Source organism: Bifidobacterium reuteri DSM 23975 (assembly GCF_000741695.1).
Taxonomy (GTDB): Bacteria; Actinomycetota; Actinomycetes; order Actinomycetales; family Bifidobacteriaceae; genus Bifidobacterium; species Bifidobacterium reuteri.
The window spans coordinates 1-2772 of the sequence record NZ_JGZK01000012.1 but is presented as its reverse complement, the minus strand read 5'-3'; the positions used below and the strand labels follow the sequence as shown (position 1 = coordinate 2772).

The 2772-nt window shown below is 65.0% G+C and carries 2 protein-coding genes and 2 pseudogenes; all 4 read left to right on the top strand.

The window, feature by feature from the left end:
- The coding region (locus BREU_RS08795; RefSeq protein WP_044095917.1) for a helix-turn-helix domain-containing protein at nucleotides 1–282 on the top strand (282 nt) is incomplete at its 5' end.
- Between the two features lie 408 nt (nucleotides 283–690).
- Nucleotides 691–873, top strand: a pseudogene (locus BREU_RS12680) (dTMP kinase); the annotation flags it as partial.
- Nucleotides 874–1008: 135 nt separating this feature from the next.
- Nucleotides 1009–1461: pseudogene (gene tmk / locus BREU_RS12675) on the top strand (dTMP kinase); the annotation flags it as partial.
- The gene (locus tag BREU_RS08785) at nucleotides 1458–2609 is read left to right on the top strand and encodes a DNA polymerase III subunit delta' (RefSeq protein WP_044089782.1); all 1152 of its coding nucleotides are present in this window, start codon (nucleotides 1458–1460) and stop codon (nucleotides 2607–2609) included. The pseudogene tmk and the gene BREU_RS08785, both read left to right, overlap by 4 nt.
- The last annotated feature ends 163 nt before the right edge of the window (nucleotides 2610–2772 follow it).

The following is a 2772-nucleotide window of genomic DNA, read 5'->3' as shown; positions in this document are numbered from 1 at the left end:
CGTGGTCGTGCGGCCGGTGCGGCGAGCGGCAAGACGAACGGCAAGGCGGGTTCCGCCTCGCAGGCCGCGCCCAAGATGAGCGCCGTCGAGGCCAAGCGCGCCGAACGTCGCGCCGAGGTCAAGAAGCTCGCCGGCAAGGGATGGGCCAACACGCGCATCGCCGAGAAGCTTGGTTCGACTGCCGCCACCGTGAAGGCCGACGTTGACTGGCTTGCCGCGAACGAGGGCTTCGTCCGCCCTCCGGTCGTCGCCGCCAAGCCATCCAAATCCAAAAAACAGTAACCCGACAGCGCACACCCAGTGGTCCGCGTCACTAATTCGTTGCCGAATTGACTACCCCTCAGTCCCGCTTCGCGGGCCAGCTCCCCTGACAAGGGGAGCCGATATTAAGCCAGCTCGTCCTGCAATTGTGGACGCGCTTCGCGCGCGGTTTGCCAGCTCGCCTGTCGGCTCGCACAGCACCTACAAACAGCTCTGCTGTTTGCTTTACGGTGCTGTCCTGACAAGGGGAGCCAGAATATAATCAACGTGCAGGACCGTTGCTGGAAGGACAGCGGTGGTATGTGGCCCCCTCTGATGAGGGGGCTGTCAGCGCAGCTGACTGGGGGAGAGAGACATAATCAGCCCCTTGTAAGCGAGATAGCCGCCGAACGGTGGGCAACTCGGTGCCTAACGCTAAGGTCGATAGGTATGACCGGTCTGTTTGTTTCGTTTGAGGGTGTTGACGGCGTGGGCAAAACCACGCAGGTCGAGCGGCTGCGCACTTATCTCGAGTCGCTGGGCCGCACGGTGGTGGTCACGCGCGAACCGGGCGGCACGGCTTTGGGGTCTGCGATCCGCGGGCTGTTGCTGCATGGCGTGCCGGCTGCGGCTGGCGCTGATTCCGATGCCGACGTCACCGATGAGGCCGCCAGTAATGCCCTCGACAGTGCGGTTGTAAGTATTGGTACCACGGATGACGCTGCCGTCGCTGCCGCTGATAACGCTGCCGTCGCCGCCGCCAATCCCGCCGACATCGCTCCGCGCGCGGAGGTGCTGCTGTTCGCCGCCGACCGCGCCCAGCATGTGGCCGAAACGATTCGCCCGGCATTGGAACGCGGCGAAGTCGTCATCACCGATCGCTACCTGGATTCCTCGCTGGCCTATCAGGCGGGCGGCCGCGAGCTGACTGCGGCGGAGATTCGTGATCTGAGCCTGTGGGCCACCAATAACCTGTTGCCGGCTCGTACCTATCTGCTGGACATGGACCCGGCGCTGTCCCACAACCGTCTCCAGCATGCCGAAGACCGTATGGAATCGGCCGGCGATGACTTCCAGAACCGTACACGCCAAGCGTTCCTCGATTTGGCGGCGGCCGAACCGGACCGATTCCGTGTTATTGACGCCAGCCGGTCCATCGAACAGGTCTGGGCCGCGATTGAAGCGGATATCGATGCGCTGCTCAAGGAGACGGTCCGATGAGCGTGTGGGATTCGTTGGTCGGGCAGAAGCCCGTGGCGGACATGCTGGCCCGCATCGCCCAAAGCGACCCGGCGCAGCTCACCCAATCGTGGCTGATCTGCGGCCCTCCCGGCTCCGGCCGCTCCAACATGGCCCGCGCGTTCGCGGCTGCGTTGGAAAGCCCCGATCACGGCATGAACGCCGAGCCGACGCGCGTCACCCAGCAGGTGCTCGCCGGCACGCACCCGGACGTCACTGTGCTGACCACCAATAAGGTGACCATCGGCATCGATCAGGTGCGCGACCTCATCGCCACGTCTGAACAGATGCCCGCCACCGCGCCGTGGCGCATCATCATCATCGAAGACGTCGACCGTATGCTCGAACGCACCACCAACGTGTTGCTCAAGGAGATCGAGGAGCCGGCGGAACGCTGCATCTGGCTGCTGTGCGCGCCCAGCGCGCAGGATGTGCTGCCCACCATCCGCTCGCGGTGCCGCGTGGTGAACCTTGCTGTGCCGTCGGCCACCGCCGTGGCGGATTTCCTGGTGGCTGAGACCGGCGTGGAGCCGAAGACCGCCCAGCGCGCGGCCCGACTGTCGGAAGGGCATATCGGCATCGCGCGCCTGTACGCCACTAACGAGCGGGTGATGACCGACCGTGATGAGCTCGTCGTCGGCGTGCTGAACCTCGCCCGCGCTTCGGACGCAGTGCTGCTCGCCGGCAACCTCATCGACAATGCCAAGGGCCAGGCCGAGGCGGACGCGAATGATTGGGCCGACAAACAGGAGGCGGAGTTTCGCCGCGTCAACGGATTGGCGGAGGGGGAGCGCATCCCCCCGAAGCTGCGCGGCGCGTTCAATCAGGTGGCCAAGAAGGACGACATCAAGCGCTTCGCCACCCGTCGCACGCGCGACGTGCTCGACCGCGCGCTCAACTCGGTGGCCTCCATTTACCGTGATGTGGCGGTGCTGCAGAACAACGCCGAGGATTCCGTGGGGCTCATCAACCTCGAGAACCGTACCGCGATTACCGAATTGTCCGTGCGATTGAACCGCGCCGGGGCCGTGGCCCGCCTCGACGAGGTGGCCCGCGCCCGCAAGCGCTTGGCCGGCAACGGCAATCCATTGCTCACGTTCGAAGCCCTCTTCTGTGCCTTGATTCCGTAGTGCCGAGTGACGCCGCCCCCCCCCTCTGGCATGCCGCTGCCGTGAGGTAAACAGTTCATATGCTGGCCCCCTCTGATGAGGGGGCTGTCAGCGTAGCTGACTGGGGGAGAGACAGGGGACGACTGTGGTTGTGTGTTTCTCTCCCTCACCCGGCTGTCGCCGG